This window comes from Acinetobacter sp. YH12156 (genome assembly GCF_013418235.1).
GTDB lineage: Bacteria > Pseudomonadota > Gammaproteobacteria > Pseudomonadales > Moraxellaceae > Acinetobacter > Acinetobacter pseudolwoffii.
This window is the reverse complement of sequence record NZ_VPCL01000004.1, coordinates 85,320-104,558: the sequence shown is the minus strand read 5'-3', so window position 1 is coordinate 104,558 and position 19,239 is coordinate 85,320. Positions and strand designations below refer to the sequence as shown.

The window sequence follows — 19,239 nt, the reverse complement described above, 5'->3', positions numbered from 1 at the left end:
AAACCCCATTTTAAACAGGGGATTTGAACCATAACAGGAGTGGATTCGGTGGCGAAAATTGTTGTCGTAACGTCAGGCAAAGGTGGTGTAGGTAAAACTACAACAAGTGCATCTTTTGCAACAGGTTTAGCCCTACGCGGTCACAAAACTGTTGTGATCGATTTCGATGTAGGTTTACGTAACCTTGATTTGATTATGGGCTGTGAACGCCGTGTAGTTTATGATTTTGTGAATGTTTTAAATAACGAAGCACGATTACAGCAAGCACTGATTCGCGATAAAGATATTGAAAATTTATATATTTTGCCTGCATCACAAACACGTGATAAAGATGCCTTAACAGATGAAGGTGTTGCTCGTGTAATGGATGAACTTTCGCAGGAATTTGATTACATTATCTGTGATTCACCTGCCGGTATTGAACGTGGTGCTATTTTGGCCATGTACCATGCTGATGAAGCCATCATTGTCACCAATCCTGAGATTTCATCAGTACGTGACTCTGACCGTATCATTGGCATGCTTGACAGTAAAACTAAAAAAGTAGAACAAAACGAAGGTCGCATTCGTAAGCATCTGTGTATTACCCGTTTCAACCCGGAACGTGCCGATAAACAGGAAATGCTGACGATTGACGATATTTCTAAAGATATTTTACGTGTACCGACCTTGGGCGTTATTCCTGAGTGTCCAAGTGTTTTACAGGCATCGAACGAAGGTAAGCCGGTGATTCTTTTTACTGAGGCTGCAGCAGGTCAGGCTTATGATGACCTCGTGGCACGTTTCCTTGGCGAAGAACGTCCTTACCGTCATATCGAGGTAAAACCTAAGGGCTGGTTAGCACGACTATTTGGAGCGTAGACATGGCAGGATTCTGGAGTAAACTTTTTAGTGGCGAGGATAAACCATCAAGCGCACGGACTGCTAAAGACCGTTTGAAGGTTATCGTTGCTTCCGAACAAGGCTTGGGTCGTCGCTTGAGCCAGGACAAAATTGATCAGATGAAGACAGAAATCATGCAAGTGGTCAATCGCTATGTACGTGGTGTCGATGAGCAGCATATTCAAATGTCAGTACGTTCTGAAGCCAATATTGAAATGCTTGAGATGAATATCAATTTACCTGAAGAACGATAATCTGATTTTTGATTGGTCAAGCAAATTGATTCAAGGCAAAATATGAGGCCGGATTAGTAAAGCACGGCTTTACCCGGCCGCAAGACGAGAAGCTAGGCTTCGAGTGGGCTGGTCGTAAATACTGCTTTACCCAGCCGCAAGACGAGAAGCTAAGCTTCGAGTGGGCTGGTCGTAAATACTGCTTTACCCGGCCGCAAGACGAGAAGCTATGCTTCGAGTGGGCTGGTCGTAAATACTGCTTTACCCGGCCGCAAGTCGAGAAGCTAGGCTTTGAGTGGACTGGATCAGTAAATTAAAGCACGGCTTTTAAGGATTTACTCAATCCCAAGACTAGAAACAATGTTTCTAGTAGACAGAGTCAGCTCAAAAGACACTGTCTCTTGCTCATACAAATTTTGCCTTTTTTCATGCCGAAAAAACTACATTAGATTAAGGAAATTGCGATGGCATTATCTCAACCAGCGACCTTTAACGAAGAATGGTCAGATGAGCGTGTATTTGCCTACCTGAATCAGCTTCCTCCTGCAGGTGTAAATGCTGACTTTCACGTGCTTTATCATGCTTTCAAGCATATGCGTCCATTTGATTATGAACGCCTGTTGACGAAATTTGTCGCTGATGGCCGTGATGTCAATGCAACCAATCCTGAAGGGCAACGCATTCATGACGTGATTGCCACCTTCCCGCGTCAAAGTGCCGAGTTCTTGGCGGTATTGGCAAAGTTTGCCTGATTTTAGCTACCGTATTAAAAAAGCCTGCAATTGCAGGCTTTTTTATGGTTCAGTATAAAGAAACTTAAACTAGAATCTCGCGTTTACCATTGGCCCCCATGCCACTGACAATACCATTCTCTTCCATCTGGTCAATGATCCGCGCAGCACGGTTATACCCCAGACTAAATTTACGCTGTAGCGAAGACGTTGAAGCCTTACGGGTTTCGAGTACAAATGCTACGCACTGATCATACAGTGCATCTCGATCTGGGCCACCCTCTCCACCCTCTTCAAAACCGCGACTTGATGGTTCCTCATCATACGGCGTCAGGATTTCATCGACATAATTGGGCGCACCACGTTCACGCCATGCATCACAAATCCGGTTCACTTCATCATCGGCAATAAAGGCGCCATGCACACGCTCAGGCTCAATTTTACCAGGCCCCAGGAAGAGCATATCACCATGACCGAGCAAGTCTTCTGCACCGCCTGCATCCAGAATAGTACGTGAGTCAATTTTTGAGTTGACACGCAGTGCCACACGGGTCGGAATATTGGCTTTGATTAAACCGGTGATCACATCCACCGATGGACGCTGAGTGGCAAGCAGCAAGTGAATACCGGCCGCACGGGATTTTTGTGCCAGACGCGTAATCATTTCTTCAGCTTTTTTACCGACCTGCATGATCATGTCAGCAAATTCATCCGCGACAATCACAATCGAAGGCAACGGCGTTAAACGCGGTGCACGCTCACCCACCACTGAATCACTGGCCTTCCAGGTTGGATCGATCAGGTCTTCACCATTGGCAATCGCTTCTTCGACCTTGCGGTTATAGTCACTGAGTTTACGAATTTTCAGGAAAGACATCAGTTTATAGCGACGTTCCATTTCATTGACACACCAATTTAATGCGTTGACTGCATCTTTCATATCAGTGACGACAGGCGTCAATAAATGTGGAATATCATTATAGTTGGCCAGTTCCAGCTGCTTTGGATCGATCAGAATCAAACGCAACTGTTCAGGGCTGTATTTGAGCAACATCGATAGAATCATCGAGTTGACTGCCACCGATTTACCTGAACCCGTGGTACCCGCCACCAGCATATGCGGTGCCTTGCCCAAGTCAGCAATTACCGGATTACCGGAAATATCCTTACCCATTGCCATGGAAAGAATACTGTTCGGATCAGTGAAGGCTGGAATGGTCAGAAGCTCGATCAAACGTACCATTTCACGGCTGCTGTTCGGCACTTCAATCCCGATATACGGTTTACCGGGAATCACTTCAACCACACGTACCGATGCCATCGACATCGAGCGTGCCAAATCTCGGGAAATATTAGTGACTTTAGAGGCCTTCACACCCGGCGCCAGATCCAATTCAAAACGTGTCACCACTGGGCCCGGCTGTGCTTCAACCACCTTGGCTTTGACATTGAATTCCTGCAGTTTGATTTCAAGCAGTTCAGATAAACGCGACAATTGCTCTTCAGTGAAATTCACTTTTTTATTCGGATCGACTTCATCCAGCAGGTCCAGACCCGGAAGAGGCGATAGATCTTTACGGCGCTCAGCCACTTGCATCGCACGTGACATCGGACGGCCTGAAGCATCAGTTAAAGGTGCATCAAAATCAAACTCGTCTTCATCTTGTGGTTTGCCAGCCGTTTCTTGCCAGGCTTCTACAAATTCTTCTTTAGATAAAGCCTCGCGTACTGCGGCATGAGTTGCAGAAGAATCAGATACCGGTTGTGCTATAACTTGATGCTGAATCGGGGCCTGTACAAAAGCAGAAGATTGCGCATAGCTAGAGCTGCGTACCGGTTGGCTTGGTCTTGGCTCATCTTCTTCAATCAGCAAATCACCCAGGTCATCCAGATCGGCTTGCAATGCACTATTTTTGACTACATGTGCTGTTGCGACAGATGCCAGAACCGGCGCCGCGCTTGTAACTTCTTCGGAAAAGTTCTGGGGGTTTGCAGCAGGCGCAGCATTAAATGGACTATGCACATCTGTCGCCGTTTTCCCTTGTGGAACGGCAGCCAGAAGTTCATCAAAGATTTCATCATCATCCCAGTCCAGCCCAGTATGCGTAGCAGGCGCTGTTCTGGCTTGAACATGTTGAGACGGCGCAGCTTGAGAAACCGCCAAGTGTGAGGCTGGAGCACTATGCTGCTCTTCTTCGGCAGCTTTAAGTAATGCATCAATATCCTGTTTATGGCGCTGATCTTCACTGGAATGTAAGGCACGCCATACTTCGCCTGTTGCCACGACGCGGTCTGGCTGTTGCGGCACTTGCGGTGCTTGCTTCAATGTCTCGACTGGCTCAGGAGCCTGCTGTACAGCCTCAGGAATATCGTCATGTAACTGTGGCTGCTGCGATTCTTTATCAGCAAAATCATCAAATAAGCGTTCAGCAACCTGATCACGCACTACCGGATCGATGTCTACCAGTTCATGCTCAGGTGCAGGGGTTACTGCGACCATTTTCTTCGCAGCATTCACTGGCTCTTTTTTAACCACAGGCGCAGTCCGGTCAAAATCGGACATACCTTCAGGGATATTGCGATAGAACAGATCCTGTAAATAAGCCGGTGTTGCTTTGAGACTGCTCCAGGTCTTGTTCCACTTCACCCCAAAGGCCAGTGTAAATAACATCACCCAAAATACCAACAGGAAGAATGCAGCACCATATACCGTCAGCAACTGTTCTAAACTCTGGCCTAATTCATAGCCAATAATACCGCCGGAAGAGTTATCCAGCGTATCGGCAGGCACTTGCCAGAATAAAAACAGCAGTGCTGACGTGGTCAATAACAGGAAGAATTGCGCAGCATAGCGGAATGGCCGGTTCAGGAAGCTACGTGGCCACCAGACCTGAACCGCTTCCATAAACAGATAGACAGGAATCAGCAGGCTTGCCCAACCGAGAAAGCCAAACAAAAGGTCTGCAATCCAGGCACCCGCAACCCCACTGGCATTCGAAACGGTCTGCGTATCACTAGAGATATGCATCCATCCCGGATCAAATGGCGTATAGGTCACTGTTGCAAGAAACAGATAAATCCCAAATGAGACTAAAAATAATGTCATTACTAAGCGCTGTGCATAGGCACTCGACACCGCTGTCATATACTGTCCTGTAACCAATTCTTCATGAATATTCTTTTGCTTCAATGCTTGAAAAAAGCGACGCAATAAAAGGCATATTATGCACCTGTTCTGTGAAAAAAGATGCACTATTGTGCAAGCACACTGTGTACTTATTATATATAGCCCAAATCGATTTCAATGATCAATAATATCGACTTTAATCTCACCCCACTGTTATACAGTTTCACGTATAATTCAATAAATTTCTAAATAAAAAAGGATACAGCTGATGAGCGCACGTCACTCACGACTGATTATTTTAGGTTCTGGCCCCGCAGGCTACAGCGCAGCAGTCTATGCAGCGCGTGCAAACCTAAAACCAACCCTCATTGCCGGTTTGCAACTGGGCGGCCAATTGACCACGACCACGGACGTGGATAACTGGCCTGGTGATCCTGAAGGCTTAACCGGTCCAGCATTGATGGAGCGTATGCAGGCGCATGCAGAGCGCTTTGGCACTGAAATCGTGTATGACCATATCAATGAAGTAGATCTAAACCAGCGCCCTTTCGTATTGAAAGGTGATATGGACGAATTTACCTGTGATGCTTTAATCATCTGTACCGGTGCAACAGCTCAATATTTAGGTCTTGAATCTGAAGCTGCCTTTATGGGTCAAGGCGTCAGCGCTTGCGCCACTTGTGATGGTTTCTTCTACAAAAACCAGAAAGTCATGGTTGTGGGTGGTGGTAACACCGCTGTTGAAGAAGCCTTATACTTATCCAATATCGCTTCGCATGTGACTCTGGTTCATCGCCGTGATTCATTACGTTCTGAAAAAATCTTGCAAGATCATTTATTTGCCAAAGAAAAAGAAGGCAAGATCAGCATTATCTGGAACCATCAGGTCGATGAAGTTTTAGGGGATGCACAATCTGGTGTGACCTCAGTACGTATCAAGTCGACCCAGGATGACTCTACTCAAAACGTCGATGTAACGGGTATGTTTGTTGCCATTGGCCATAAGCCAAACAGTTCAATGTTTGACGGTCAGTTGCAGCTGCGCGACGGTTATATTCAGGTGCAAAGTGGTACTGCGGGTAATGCAACCCAAACTTCGGTACCGGGCGTATTTGCTGCGGGCGATATTGCTGACAGCATTTACCGTCAGGCCATTACTTCTGCGGGTTCAGGCTGTATGGCTGCACTCGATGCAGAAAAATATCTTGATGCGATGGGCAAACTAGACTAAGCAGCAAGAATAAAAATGCCGTCCATTATGGGCGGCTTTTTTATTGCTAGAATTAGCTTATGATTCATCTATAGTTTTATTTCAGGTTTGCCATGCATCTACTTTCTCCCTCACAATTTATCTTCCCTGACCCGATGCAGGTTGACCCTGAAGGCGAAGGACTGATTTGTATTGGTGCTGACCTCTCCCCTTCCACACTTTTTGAAGCCTATACCCATGGCTTATTTCCCTGGTTTTCAGAAGGGGAACCTATTTGCTGGTGGAGTCCGGAACCGCGCTGCATTATTCGGCCCCATGATTATCATCCAAGTAAATCCCTGATCCGCAATATGAAAAAATGGGATTATCAAATCACGGTCAATCATGCTTTTGAAAGGGTGATTCGTTCCTGCTCATTGCCGCGTGCTTATGCAGAAGATACCTGGATCAGTGAAGATATTATCGCAGGATACTGCGACATGTTCGATGCCGGATATGGCTATAGTATTGAGGTCTGGGATGAAAATCGCATTGTAGGTGGGCTTTATGGTGTAACGATTGGACAGGGTTGTTTTGGTGAGTCCATGTTTAGTACGCAGACCGATGTTTCTAAAATGGCTTTTTATACTTTAATGCTGATTGGGCAGGAAAATAAGCTGCCCTGGATTGACTGCCAGTTGGTCAATGACCATCTTTTAAGCCTCGGCGCCTGTACACTTTCTCGCCAAGACTATCTTAATTCGTTACAAGATGTTGTAAAACAGCCTGCTATCGATTGGAAAAAGTATCAAGAGGGTGTATTTTCAAGTAAAACAATAGCGCAAAACGCGCGACTCAGTGAATGAAAATAACAGAGGGTACTTGTTATGAACTCTTATCAGCCAAAGTCCCTACTGAACGATTTACAGTATTATATTACGCCGCCGCACGATTGCAGCTACTTGCCCAATAAGTCGGCACGTATGGTTTTTCTGGATCCTGCGCATCGCATTGATGTACTGACCCTGTCAGAACTGTCGCGCACCGGTTTCCGGCGCAGTGGCGATTTTGTTTATCGTCCGGAATGTCATCTGTGTCGTCAATGCTTATCTTCACGCGTGCCAGTGGCTGAATTTTCCATGAACAGTTCACAAAAAAAAGCCTGGAAACGCAATCAGGATCTTCGGGTGAAAATTACCAGTCCAGAGCAGGCCGGTGATACGCATTATGCGCTGTATGAACGCTATATCAATGAACGCCACGCAGATGGGGACATGTTCCCCCCGAGTCGCGATCAGTTCGAAAAGTTTTTATTGCAAAGCTGTACGGATAGCTTCTTTTTAGAATTATGGCTGGATGATCGCTTGATCAGTGTTTCCACCTGCGACTTGCTAGATGATGGCATCTCGGCTGTATATACCTTCTTCGATCCGGATGAAAATCGCCGCTCTCTCGGTGCATTTGCAATCTTGAAGCAGATTGAACATGCGCAAAAACTTGGCTTGCAATTCATCTACCTCGGTTATTGGGTGCCACATTCCAACAAGATGAATTATAAATCTCAGTATCTGCCGCTAGAACTCTTGATTGATGGTCAATGGCGACGTTTAAACCGTGCGCTGAGTGAGCTGGAGATTCAGCACCTGGGAAACTCATTGATGACGACCTTACCCAGCGGATGGAATCACCAGATTATTAAATAAGGTCGTCAGTTTCTATTTGAACAGGCTAGCAAAGTCATCCGTACATGCCTTGACCATAATGATGGCATGTTCGCGTGTTCCGTTTGAACCCGGATAATAATTTTTGCGTAAATCAATCTGATGAAAGCCTGACTTTTCATAAAGCTTGATGGCAGCAATATTAGTTTCGCGCACTTCCAGGAAAATCTGCACCGGATTATTTTTCAGCATGGCGACTGAGGCATCCAATAATTGATAACCCAAGCCCTGACCTTGCTGAGCCGGATCAATTGCCATAAGCAGTAAATTGGCTTCATCCAGCACCGGTTGTAAAATACAAAATCCCAGCACCTGCCCTTGCTGCTCGATCACGGTACTTTGATAAGCAGTCACTGCATCTTCAAACTGTTTTAAAGTCCAGGGATGTGATTGAACAGATTTTTCAATCTTTGCAACGGCTGCTACATCCGCTGCTTGCATTAAACGAATCATCTTCGTTCATCTTATATAGAATTAACTTCCGCATTATAGAAACTTCATCCAAAAAATCGAGTAAAAAAAAGAGCAATTTCAATCGCTCTTTAATTTTCAATCCTATTCAAGTCCGAGTTTGGCTTTCCAGACTGTTAACAGGCCATGTGTATCATGATCATTTGGATGAAAGCCAGGTTTAAAGTACATTAACATTTCACGACCCATGCCCGTAATTACCCCTTTTGATGGGCTATACGCGTAGGTATATATCGATTTCAGCGATTCCAAATTCAATTGATTGTCCTGCTTGAGTAAACGGGCCAGAAAATAGCTTTGTACAACAGCTAAGGTTGCCATCGAAATGACCAAAGATGAGGTCCGTAGCGCATAGGCTTTTAAACCGTTACCAAAGACAGCTTCAAACACATCATAGGCCACCGCTTTATGTTCATTTTCTTCAATCGCATGCCACATCCACATATTTTTCATGGTTTCATCAGTCATCAGTTCCTGGATATGAGCGTTACTTAACAACTGCGTTGCGATGGTCGCGGTAAAATGTTCCAGTGCTGTGGTTGCAGTCAAATCCACCATTTCTTGGCTAATGTCAACTGGCTTCAGCAGTTTGGCCATGACTTTACGCGTGGTCTGAATCACCTGATCGGTATAATGATCCAGTGTCTCGACATCATGTCCATAGCGCTGTGCGGAGGCATTAAAACCGACATGTTCATGCGTGTGCATAGCTTCTTGACCAATAAAGGCAGAAATTTCTTTTTGCAATTCTGCATTATCTTTGATCGCTGGATGCTGACGCACGGCCCGAACGCTATCGATAAAGAACTTTTCACCTGCCGGAAACAGTGCAGATAAGGCGGTCATAAAATGCGTTAAACCGGCTGATCCATGCATCCAGTATTCCGGGACATGATCAAAATCAAAATTCATACGACGAACAGGAAAGCTTGCACCAGCACGCTCTGAAATTTTTACTTTTACGTTCATTGTAGGCTCCTTTCAAGCACAGCTGCCTGAATCTATTATTTGTTTTATTGAGCCTAGTTTTATTGATTTTTATCGTATAAATAAGTGCAGTTTAGGTCATCACACTATCAGTTAAGGACACTCATGAGTGATTGTCTGACAAAAATCCAGACAAAAAAAACGCCTCAAAGAGGCGCTTTTTTTACACAATCAGCGATTATGCAGTTACTTTAGCAACTACACCAGCACCCACTGTACGACCACCTTCACGGATCGCAAAACGTAGACCTGGGTCCATTGCGATTGGGTGGATTAGCTCTACTGACATCTCAACGTTGTCACCAGGCATAACCATTTCCACGCCTTCTTTAAGCGCGATCGCACCAGTTACGTCCGTAGTACGGAAGTAGAACTGTGGACGGTAACCGTTAAGGAATGGAGTGTGACGACCACCTTCTTCTTTAGAAAGTACGTATACTTCCGCATCGAATTTAGTGTGTGGCTTGATCGCACCTGGTTTAGTCAATACTTGACCACGTTGTACGTCTTCACGCTTAGTACCACGTAGAAGAACACCACAGTTCTCGCCTGCACGACCTTCGTCAAGCAATTTACGGAACATTTCAACACCAGTAACTGTAGTTACTTGAGTATCACGGATACCAACGATTTCAACTGATTCGCCTACTTTAACAATACCAGTCTCTACACGGCCAGTTACTACTGTACCACGACCAGAGATTGAGAATACGTCTTCAATTGGCATAAGGAATGGAAGGTCGATTGCACGTTCTGGCTCTGGAATGTAAGAGTCAAGCGCTTCAACAAGAGCAACAACTGCATCTTCACCATACTGACCAGATTCACCGTTCAGTGCAGCAAGTGCTGAACCACGGATTACTGGAGTGTCGTCGCCTGGGAAGTCATAAGTAGAAAGAAGTTCACGAACTTCCATTTCTACTAATTCGATCAGCTCTTCGTCATCAACGATGTCGCATTTGTTCAGGAACACAACGATGTAAGGTACACCTACCTGACGAGAAAGCAGGATGTGTTCACGAGTTTGTGGCATAGGACCATCAGTCGCTGAACAAACTAGGATCGCACCATCCATCTGAGCCGCACCAGTGATCATGTTTTTAACATAGTCGGCGTGGCCTGGGCAGTCTACGTGCGCGTAGTGACGAGTTGGAGAATCGTATTCTACGTGAGAAGTGTTAATTGTAATACCACGTGCTTTTTCTTCTGGTGCAGAGTCGATTGCAGCGTAATCACGCGCTTCGCCACCGAATTTTTTCGCACATACAGTTGCAATCGCAGCTGTTAAAGTTGTTTTACCATGGTCGACGTGACCAATTGTGCCCACGTTAACGTGTGGCTTATTACGTTCAAACTTAGCCTTAGCCATGAGATCTTCCTTTTTAAACTACTCATGCAGGATCACTGCATGAGCACTTGGGTTTAACTATGAATTAGTTTGGGCTTATAGTAATCGAAAGATTACTCGTCGTCACCTTTTTTACCGCCAGACTGGAACTTAGAAATGATGCCTTCAGCCACGTTACGTGGAGTTTCAGCATATTTAGCAAATTCCATAGAGTAAGTCGCACGACCTTGAGACATAGAACGCATATGAGTTGCGTAACCAAACATCTCAGCCAATGGAACTTCAGCACGAATGGCTTTAGTACCACCAGGAAGATCGTCCATACCTTGAACCATACCACGACGACGGTTTAAGTCACCCATGATATCGCCCATGTAGTCTTCTGGAGTTTCTACTTCAACTTTCATGATTGGTTCAAGCAAGATTGGATCTGCTTTCATGAAACCATCACGGAATGCGTAAGAACCTGCCATTTTGAACGATAATTCGTCAGAATCGACATCATGGTAAGAACCGTCGAACAATGTCGCTTTGATGCCCACTACTGGATAACCAGCAAGTACACCATTCTTCATACGTTCTTGGATACCCTTGTCAACCGCGCCGAAGAATTCTTTAGGTACTACACCACCTACAACTTCTTCAACGAATTCGTAGTCTTTACCAGCATCTTCAGCAAGCGGTTCTAGACGTACGTATACGTGACCGAACTTACCTTTACCACCAGTTTGACGTACGAATTTACCTTCTTGCTCAACCGATTTTTTGATCGTTTCGCGGTAAGATACCATTGGTTTACCAATGTTCGCTTCAACACCGAATTCACGCTTCATACGGTCAACAATGATGTCAAGGTGAAGTTCACCCATACCAGCAATAATTGTTTGACCTGATTCTTCATCAGTACGTACACGGAATGATGGATCTTCTTTTGCCAAACGACCTAAAGCTACTGACATTTTTTCTTGGTCAGCTTTAGTCTTAGGTTCAACTGCAAGTGCAATTACTGGCTCAGGGAATTCCATACGCTCTAGTGTAATTACGTGGTTTTCATCACATAATGTATCACCAGTCGTTGTGTCTTTCAGACCTACACACGCCGCGATGTCGCCCGCACGAATCTCTTCGATATCTTTACGGTCATTCGCATGCATCTGTACGATACGGCCTACACGCTCACGCTTCATTTTCACTGGGTTATAACACGGGCTACCCGCTTTAAGAACACCAGAGTAAACACGTACGAAGGTTAAGTTACCTACGAATTTGTCGTTCATGATTTTGAACGCAAGTGCAGAGAACGGAGCTTCGTCAGACGCTTCACGAGAACCTTCAGATTCGTCTTTGTCGTCAAGGATACCCTTGATCGCTTCAACGTCAGTCGGTGCTGGCAAGAATTCAATTACAGCATCCAACATACGTTGAACACCTTTGTTTTTGAATGCCGAACCACAAAGCATCGGTTGAATTTCGTTTGCCAATGTACGCTTACGGATACCAGCAACGATTTCTTCTTTAGTCAGCTCTTCGCCTTCTAGGTACTTGTCCATGAGTTCTTCTGATGCTTCCGCAGCAGCTTCAACCATATTAGTACGCCATTCTTCAGCAGTAGCAACTATGTCAGCAGGGATGTCGCCATATTCGAATTGCATACCTTGAGATGCTTCATCCCAAATGATTGCTTTCATTTCGATCAGGTCAACAACACCCTGGAAGTTTTCTTCTGCGCCGATTGGAACAACGATTGGCACTGGATTACCGCCAAGACGTGTTTTAACTTGTTCAACTGCACGGAAGAAGTTCGCGCCAGTACGGTCCATTTTATTAACGAACGCAATACGTGGAACTTTATATTTATTTGCTTGACGCCATACCGTTTCTGACTGAGGCTGAACACCACCTACAGCACAGTAAACCATGCACGCACCGTCAAGAACACGCATAGAACGCTCAACTTCAATCGTGAAGTCAACGTGTCCCGGGGTGTCAATTACGTTAATACGGTGTTGTTCGAACTGGTTCGCCATACCTTTCCAGAAGCATGTTACAGCTGCTGAGGTAATGGTAATACCGCGTTCTTGCTCTTGTTCCATCCAGTCCGTAGTTGCCGAACCTTCGTGAGTTTCACCAAGTTTATGGCTCTCACCTGTGTAGAACAAAATACGTTCAGAAGTGGTTGTCTTACCTGCGTCAATGTGCGCAGAAATACCAATGTTACGGTAACGAGAAATTGGGGTTTGACGTGCCATGATTTCTAGCATTCCTAAATTTTGTTGTTTAAAACAGGACGCTTTAAGCTGCATAGCAACTTAAAGCGCTTTGGTGACAAAACCATGACGGTTTTAGCACTTTCCTGAATAGGGCCTGTTTTATCTGCTTAGAAACGGTAGTGAGAGAATGCTTTGTTGGCTTCAGCCATACGGTGCACATCTTCACGTTTCTTAACCGCAGCGCCTTTGCCTTCAGATGCATCAAGCAACTCGCCAGCAAGACGTAAAGCCATAGTTTTTTCAGAACGCTTAGCAGCAGCATCTACTAACCAACGCATAGCTAGGGCAGTACGACGGGATGGGCGTACTTCCATAGGTACTTGGTATGTAGCACCACCAACACGGCGTGCTTTTACTTCGACCATAGGACGAACTTTTTCAAGAGTAGTCTCGAAAAATTCAACTGGGTCTACTTTAGATTTTTCTTGAACGCGGTCTAAAGCACCGTAAACGATACTTTCAGCAATAGATTTTTTACCATCTTGCATTACGTGGTTCATGAATTTAGCGATTGTTTGGCTGCTGAACTTAGGATCCGGAAGGATTTCACGAGCAGCGACTACGCGACGTCTTGGCATTTTAAACTACCTATAAAGATGACACTTCAGGTTTATCCAGCATGAGCACAAAGTGTCATGTGCATTCGCTGGCCTTACTACACGTCGCTTGAATTTCACAAAATTAAATGCAGAAATCAGACAAGCGAGACGATAAAGGATTGCGGTTCTACGTTCTTAAAATTTAATTCTTGACGAATTATTTCTTAGGACGTTTAGTACCGTATTTAGAACGAGACTGGTTACGATCTTTAACACCAGCACAGTCTAAAGAACCACGAACGGTATGGTAACGTACACCTGGTAAGTCTTTAACACGACCACCACGGATAAGAACAACACTGTGCTCTTGCAGGTTATGGCCTTCACCACCGATGTAGCTAGAAACTTCAAAACCTGAAGTTAAGCGAACACGGCAAACTTTACGCATTGCTGAGTTAGGTTTTTTAGGTGTAGTTGTGTAAACACGTGTACAAACACCACGGCGCTGTGGACAAGCCTTCAACGCAGGAACTTTAGATTTTTCAACTAAAGTCGTACGACCCTTACGGATCAACTGATTTGTTGTTGCCATTTGGCAATTCTCCCGTTAATAAAAAGCCCCAAAAACATACTGCTTTTTGAGGGCATGCAATTGTAATTCAAGATGTAAAATTGGTCAACCTGCTCAGGTCGACCAAATATAATAACAACTATACGCTATGCTGCTATTTTCTCTCAGAATTCATTTACTTTTTCGCATTCTTCGCAGTTTTTTTTGTAACATCTTGAGCTTTAGATGTTGTTGAGGCTGTTTCAGATGCAGAATCTGGATCCTCCTGCCCCTCTAGCCCCTCATTTTCCACGGTCTCCGATTCATTTTCAGCAGTATTATCTGCTTGTATCTCTGCTTCCACGTCAGGATCAAAAGAAGTTTTGGTTAAAGCAGGCTGTTGCGATTGTTTATCTGCCACAGGTTCAACCAATTCATCACTGAGGGCATCTAGACCTTCACTGACTTTTTCATCTTTTTTCACTTCAGCTTCTTCAGAACTGAGATCATTCTTTTCTTTCTTAACCAGTTTGACCTGAGTAATTGTATCATTGCCTTCAATTGCAATATCCTGATCCAGAATTGGCTCGTCTTTTGGCGCCTCGATCGACTGAGATGAACTGTCTAATAATTTAGGTGCAGCCTGTTGCAATAAATTGACTGCTTTTTCATAGGCCGCATAGGGAGACAATTGCGAATCTTGATGCTGAATCAGATATTGTCGAGCATGTGAGAAAGCTTCTTGAGCTTTCTGATTTACATCATCAACAAAACGGTGACTATAAACTGCTCCGATTCCAGCACTTGCCAATGGTGTCAATTTCGTTAATTTTTCTAAAATAGAAATTTTTGGCAGATTGTTCACCCATTCCCATTTCGCCTCGCCTTCATGGTTGTTTAACCATTGCTTGATGGCACTCATATCATTATCAGAACCCAGCATGGCCTGAAGCTGGGAGATATCGTGGCTTTTAATTGTATTACTCAGCGCTTTTAAACCCAATAATAAGGTTTGCTTTTCAGCAATCAGGCCAAGGTCCAGCTGTCTAAAGATATGTTGTACGATTTCCTGATCATCATCTTTGCTCAGGTCAAAACCATAAGAACGACCGACCTGATAAATGGTACGTAGCGCCATTAACAAAGAAGCCGGAATATCAATCGCTGTACCAAGCACCCCAGAAGCACCGCTGATTGCACCCTGTACCGTTGCAATCCATTTGTTTTGCTCACCCAAAGCCTGTGAAATTCGCTTGGAACGATCGACATCCTGAGTCAATTCTTCCAAGTCTTTTGCCCCTGCTTCATTCAGAATGGTATCGACCGAACTGCTCTGGTTACTAAACTGGTTAAGGCGGTCATAAAAATAGTCTGATACTTTCTCCGTCAGTTCAGGAGAAACAAAATGCGCCACGTTATTGACGGTATTAAAACGGTGTCCTAGAAGTTGGCGAGATACATTTGGCAGATGTTCACGAAGCATTTGCTGTGGATTATCATATTTTTTAGCCGAAAAAACGCTTTTTGTCTTCGCCGAACCGTCAATCACCTGACCGGAATTTGACGGCTTAAGTGCTTTCGTCACCGAGTCTGGTGCAACATGATTCAATAAATCCAATCCGGTTGAACTGAACTTTTTCGCCACTCCAAAGGCATTCGAAATCAGACCATTAGATTGTTTATTATTAGCATTTACCATTTTTTACCTCAGCATTCACGTGCTTGTATTTGATATAAATACTAGGTGTAGTCAGCATTTATCTCAACTTTATTCTGTGTCATTTAGTAAAATCCCTACATGCCGACTCACAAACCCAACCGACTGTCACACGGCATAACATTTGCCATAAGATTTCAAAAGTCTTTCTGCTATCATGTTCTCCATCATGAAATAAGGCTAGAGGCCGGATTTGGCGATTTTATATAGCCCACTTTCTGCCACTGGACGTAGAGCTAAACTATAAGGATCTGTAGATGAAACGTGTTGTCATCACTGGCATGGGTATTAACTCGTGTATTGGTAATACATTAGAGGATGTAAACCATTCTTTACAAAATGGGATTTCAGGAACACGTTTTAATCCGACTTATGCTGAACTCAATTTCAAAAGCCATGTGAGTGCTGCGGCCGAACAGGATTTCGACGGTATTGACCGTAAACTCAAACGCTTTATGGGCGTATGCGCAATGTATGCCTACAATTCGGCACTTGCTGCAGTTGAACATGCCGGTTTAAAACAAGAAGATCTGGCAAATAATCCACGCTATGGTATTGCCGGTGGTTCAGGTGGTGGTTCAACTGCCTCAGTGGTTGAAATGAAAGAACTTCTAGATACCAAAGGTGCGCGTAAAATTGGTCCTTTCTTTGTACCACGCAATATGACCAACACCATTACTGCAAACGTCGGTGTCGCTTTTAAACTACAAGGCGTAGCACATACCATTACCAGTGCATGTGCAACCTCTGCCGATGCCATTGGTTATGCTTATAACCTGATCCAACTGGGCAAACAAGATTTGATGCTGGCTGGTGGCGGTGAAGAGGATCACTGGTCACAAAGCTTATTGTTTGATGCGATGGGTGCGCTTTGCTCTAAATACAACGACACGCCTGAAACTGCATCTCGTCCGTACTCTGCTGACCGTGACGGCTTCGTGATTGCCGGTGGTGGCGGTTTTGTGGTGCTTGAGTCACTTGAGCATGCACAAGCACGTGGTGCAAACATCTTGGCTGAAGTGGTGGGCTATGCGGCCAACTCGGATGGTGCAGATATGGTTGCACCAAGTGGCGAAGGGGCTACACGTTGTATCCTGATGGCACTTGAAGAAGCCAAACAACATGGTGTTGAATCGATTGATTATGTGAATACTCATGGTACATCTACACCTGCTGGTGACGTGACCGAGCTTCAAGCAATGGCACGTGCATTTGGTGAAGATAAAGTTCCACCACTGAGCTCAACCAAGTCTATGACTGGTCACAGCCTGGGTGCTGCTGGCGTTCAGGAAGCAATTTACTCGATCCTGATGATGCAAAATGACTTTATTGCTCCAAACATTAACGTGACCGAGCTGGATGAAGGCGCGAAACCGTTTGATATCGTGCTTGAAAAACGTGACGCAAAATTGAATACTGTGATGAGTAACAGTTTCGGTTTCGGCGGCGTAAATGCCTGTCTCATTTTCAAGAAATGGGAAGGCTAAGCTGCCCAATTTAGGGTGACTTGATGGATGCTCCTTCTGATGCTTTCTTGTGGGTAAAAGCATTACATATTATTGCAGTGGTTTGCTGGTTCGCGGCTTTGTTCTACTTGCCACGTTTATATGTTTATCATGCCATGAGCGAAGATGCCGTCAGTCATCAACGCTTTGAAGTCATGGAACGTAAGCTGTACCGTGGCATCATGTGGCCAGCCATGTTGGCCACCTTGATTACGGCACACTTTCTGGTCGACTGGGGTGATGCAACGCGTCACTACCATGAAGCCTTATGGTTTTACCTTAAAGTTGGCCTGGTCGGCTTATTGGTGATTTACCATCTGATATGTGGTTATTACCGCAAGAAGTTGATTGATAATGCACATTACAAGTCTCACAAGTTTTGGCGTTATTTTAATGAGATGCCAACCCTGATCTTATTTGCAGTGGTGATTTTAGTCGTAGTTAAACCTACTTTCTAATTCACCCACGCAATCAAAAAAATCCCCGATCAGTCGGGGATTTTTTATGTCTGAATATTTAAATCTGCACACAGCTGTCCATTTTAAGATTCAATTCAGAAAGTTTGTGTCTTGGAAATGACTGCACTATACATAACTCTTCCTCTTTTTGAGAAAATTACCTGTATTTTGAAAACTTGATTACTTTATTTTTATTCAATTTTTAATATAATATCTTAAAAATCAAAATACTATAAAAATGAAATCAGACTCATGTACACAATAAAAAAAGAGTAATCTGGATATTTCTGAACGGATTCTTTCCTTTAGCTAACACAAAAACAAGATCATGAAAAATAAAAGGTCAATTATGCAGAACTTTCCATCCGCAGAAATTAAAACAGCCTCAACACCTGAAGCTCAAAAATTATATTCAGATGCTGTGAAAAACTTTAAAAAATTGCATGGCCCAAAGCTTAAGCTTCATCAAAAAATAAAAGCTCGCTTTCATTGGATTTTTGCTATTGGCGCGATTTATCTTGTATGGAATTCTAATAATCCACAACTGACTATTTCTGTACTTTTTCTTGGGCTGTTTACATTAAATGAAATAGAGGGTTTGTATCTATGGCTATATGCTCGAAAAACACGAAAACAATATTCCGACCAATACCTCAAGACATTTGGCAAGATCACCAAAGTTTCAAAATATGATCCCAAATTAAAGCAGCTTAATATTGAACTTAAATTTTATGATTTAAAAAATGAAACCCATAAAAAGACTTTTAATATTCGCTATCCCGATTTCTTAATTTTACAACCCATAGAAGTTAAACCTGAACAACTTGTAGGTCAATCAGTTGAAGTGTGCCTTACACCTGATTTAGCTCTTATTTTACAAATACGTGCTTATCATCCCAACCCTGACGAATTGCCAATTTTCACCCATAATTTCCACAAACACCTACTGTGGCAACGGCATGAAAATTATCTACTGCACCCAAGTTATTTTTATCCAGAATCCATGTTATCGATTCATTTTATCCGCAATGAATACGCTGGAAATTTTCAGCTTGTCTTTCAAGATTTGAATCAGGATTTTAGTGTTAGCACAGCATCACCAAGTTTAGAGCAGATCGAAAATTATATTTTTGCCTCATATTCGGATTTTTTTATGAAGCATGATGCCTTACAGCCCGCTTATAGTGAATACCGACAACTTAAGTTTAGCAATGAGCCAATAAAAATCGAATTGTGGAAAAATCAGACTAAACCAATGTCAAATCAGGAAATTCAAGTCGTTGTAAAACAAAAAAAGAAACGTGTATTGGTATGGATAATCCCGTGTTTGCTCATCATCCTTTTATCATCTTTGTTTGTTTCGCCAGTAGCAAGGGTTGCATTATTTATTCTATGTATTTATACCTGTTTAATTTATTTCGAATATACATCCAATCAAAGTAAATTTTATCAGCGCTGTGTTCCTCAACTTTAATTATCTGAATGATGATTTGGCTTTTTTAGAAAATAGA

General features: G+C 43.8%; 17 protein-coding genes. 9 read left to right on the top strand and 8 right to left on the bottom strand.

The features are described 5' to 3' along the window. Nucleotides 1–48: 48 nt before the first annotated feature. From minD to FTU87_RS06005, 3 genes are all read left to right on the top strand, one after another. Nucleotides 49–861: a septum site-determining protein MinD gene (minD, locus tag FTU87_RS06015; protein WP_005096033.1), complete on the top strand. Its 813-nt coding sequence runs from the start codon at nt 49–51 to the stop codon at nt 859–861. A gap of 2 nt (nt 862–863) precedes the next feature. Next, nucleotides 864–1,136 carry a cell division topological specificity factor MinE gene (minE, locus tag FTU87_RS06010; RefSeq protein WP_005096032.1) on the top strand — a complete coding sequence of 91 codons (273 nt, stop codon included), beginning with the start codon at nt 864–866 and terminating at the stop codon, nt 1,134–1,136. A gap of 443 nt (nt 1,137–1,579) precedes the next feature. After that, on the top strand, nt 1,580–1,867 hold the full coding sequence (locus FTU87_RS06005; RefSeq protein ID WP_005096030.1) for a PA4642 family protein: 288 nt from the start codon (nt 1,580–1,582) through the stop codon (nt 1,865–1,867). A gap of 64 nt (nt 1,868–1,931) precedes the next feature. Here FTU87_RS06005 and FTU87_RS06000 read toward each other — a convergent pair whose 3' ends face one another. After that, complete coding sequence (locus FTU87_RS06000) at nt 1,932–4,991, bottom strand: DNA translocase FtsK (RefSeq protein ID WP_180096815.1); 3,060 nt, start codon at nt 4,989–4,991, stop codon at nt 1,932–1,934. Between the two features lie 250 nt (nt 4,992–5,241). On the opposite strand from FTU87_RS06000, the gene trxB reads away from it, so the two are divergent. From trxB to FTU87_RS05985, 3 genes are all read left to right on the top strand, one after another. Then, nucleotides 5,242–6,204, top strand: a complete 963-nt coding sequence (gene trxB, locus FTU87_RS05995; RefSeq protein WP_005172342.1) for a thioredoxin-disulfide reductase — start codon at nt 5,242–5,244, stop codon at nt 6,202–6,204. Between the two features lie 92 nt (nt 6,205–6,296). After that, a complete protein-coding gene (gene aat, locus FTU87_RS05990) occupies nt 6,297–7,028 on the top strand; it encodes a leucyl/phenylalanyl-tRNA--protein transferase (protein WP_180096814.1) in 732 nt (243 codons plus the stop codon). A 21-nt stretch (nt 7,029–7,049) separates the two neighbouring features. Then, nucleotides 7,050–7,865 carry an arginyltransferase gene (locus FTU87_RS05985; protein ID WP_005096022.1) on the top strand — a complete coding sequence of 272 codons (816 nt, stop codon included), beginning with the start codon at nt 7,050–7,052 and terminating at the stop codon, nt 7,863–7,865. A gap of 12 nt (nt 7,866–7,877) precedes the next feature. Here FTU87_RS05985 and rimI read toward each other — a convergent pair whose 3' ends face one another. From rimI to FTU87_RS05950, 7 genes are all read right to left on the bottom strand, one after another. After that, the gene (gene rimI, locus FTU87_RS05980) at nt 7,878–8,336 is read right to left on the bottom strand and encodes a ribosomal protein S18-alanine N-acetyltransferase (RefSeq protein ID WP_005096020.1); all 459 of its coding nucleotides are present in this window, start codon (nt 8,334–8,336) and stop codon (nt 7,878–7,880) included. Between the two features lie 102 nt (nt 8,337–8,438). Then, nucleotides 8,439–9,323: a metal-dependent hydrolase gene (locus tag FTU87_RS05975; protein ID WP_180096813.1), complete on the bottom strand. Its 885-nt coding sequence runs from the start codon at nt 9,321–9,323 to the stop codon at nt 8,439–8,441. 196 nt (nt 9,324–9,519) lie between these two features. Next, nucleotides 9,520–10,710 (bottom strand): elongation factor Tu, encoded by a 1,191-nt coding sequence (gene tuf, locus FTU87_RS05970; protein WP_180040287.1) that lies wholly within the window; start codon nt 10,708–10,710, stop codon nt 9,520–9,522. A 92-nt stretch (nt 10,711–10,802) separates the two neighbouring features. Continuing rightward, complete coding sequence (fusA, locus tag FTU87_RS05965; protein WP_180040288.1) at nt 10,803–12,938, bottom strand: elongation factor G; 2,136 nt, start codon at nt 12,936–12,938, stop codon at nt 10,803–10,805. Between the two features lie 128 nt (nt 12,939–13,066). Next, nucleotides 13,067–13,537, bottom strand: coding sequence for a 30S ribosomal protein S7 (rpsG, locus tag FTU87_RS05960; protein ID WP_004279240.1), 471 nt, complete (start codon nt 13,535–13,537; stop codon nt 13,067–13,069). 178 nt (nt 13,538–13,715) lie between these two features. After that, nucleotides 13,716–14,090 (bottom strand): 30S ribosomal protein S12, encoded by a 375-nt coding sequence (gene rpsL / locus FTU87_RS05955; RefSeq protein ID WP_002050319.1) that lies wholly within the window; start codon nt 14,088–14,090, stop codon nt 13,716–13,718. Between the two features lie 154 nt (nt 14,091–14,244). Beyond that, the gene (locus FTU87_RS05950) at nt 14,245–15,747 is read right to left on the bottom strand and encodes an EcsC family protein (RefSeq protein ID WP_180096812.1); all 1,503 of its coding nucleotides are present in this window, start codon (nt 15,745–15,747) and stop codon (nt 14,245–14,247) included. Between the two features lie 275 nt (nt 15,748–16,022). Between FTU87_RS05950 and FTU87_RS05945 the strand changes: the two genes are divergently transcribed. The 3 genes from FTU87_RS05945 (at nt 16,023) to FTU87_RS05935 (ending at nt 19,202) form a co-directional block, all read left to right on the top strand. Continuing rightward, nucleotides 16,023–17,252, top strand: a complete 1,230-nt coding sequence (locus tag FTU87_RS05945) for a beta-ketoacyl synthase N-terminal-like domain-containing protein (RefSeq protein ID WP_005096011.1) — start codon at nt 16,023–16,025, stop codon at nt 17,250–17,252. Between the two features lie 23 nt (nt 17,253–17,275). Further along, on the top strand, nt 17,276–17,728 hold the full coding sequence (locus FTU87_RS05940) for a CopD family protein (protein ID WP_100357334.1): 453 nt from the start codon (nt 17,276–17,278) through the stop codon (nt 17,726–17,728). A 349-nt stretch (nt 17,729–18,077) separates the two neighbouring features. After that, complete coding sequence (locus FTU87_RS05935) at nt 18,078–19,202, top strand: hypothetical protein (RefSeq protein ID WP_074384130.1); 1,125 nt, start codon at nt 18,078–18,080, stop codon at nt 19,200–19,202. Nucleotides 19,203–19,239 lie beyond the last annotated feature (37 nt).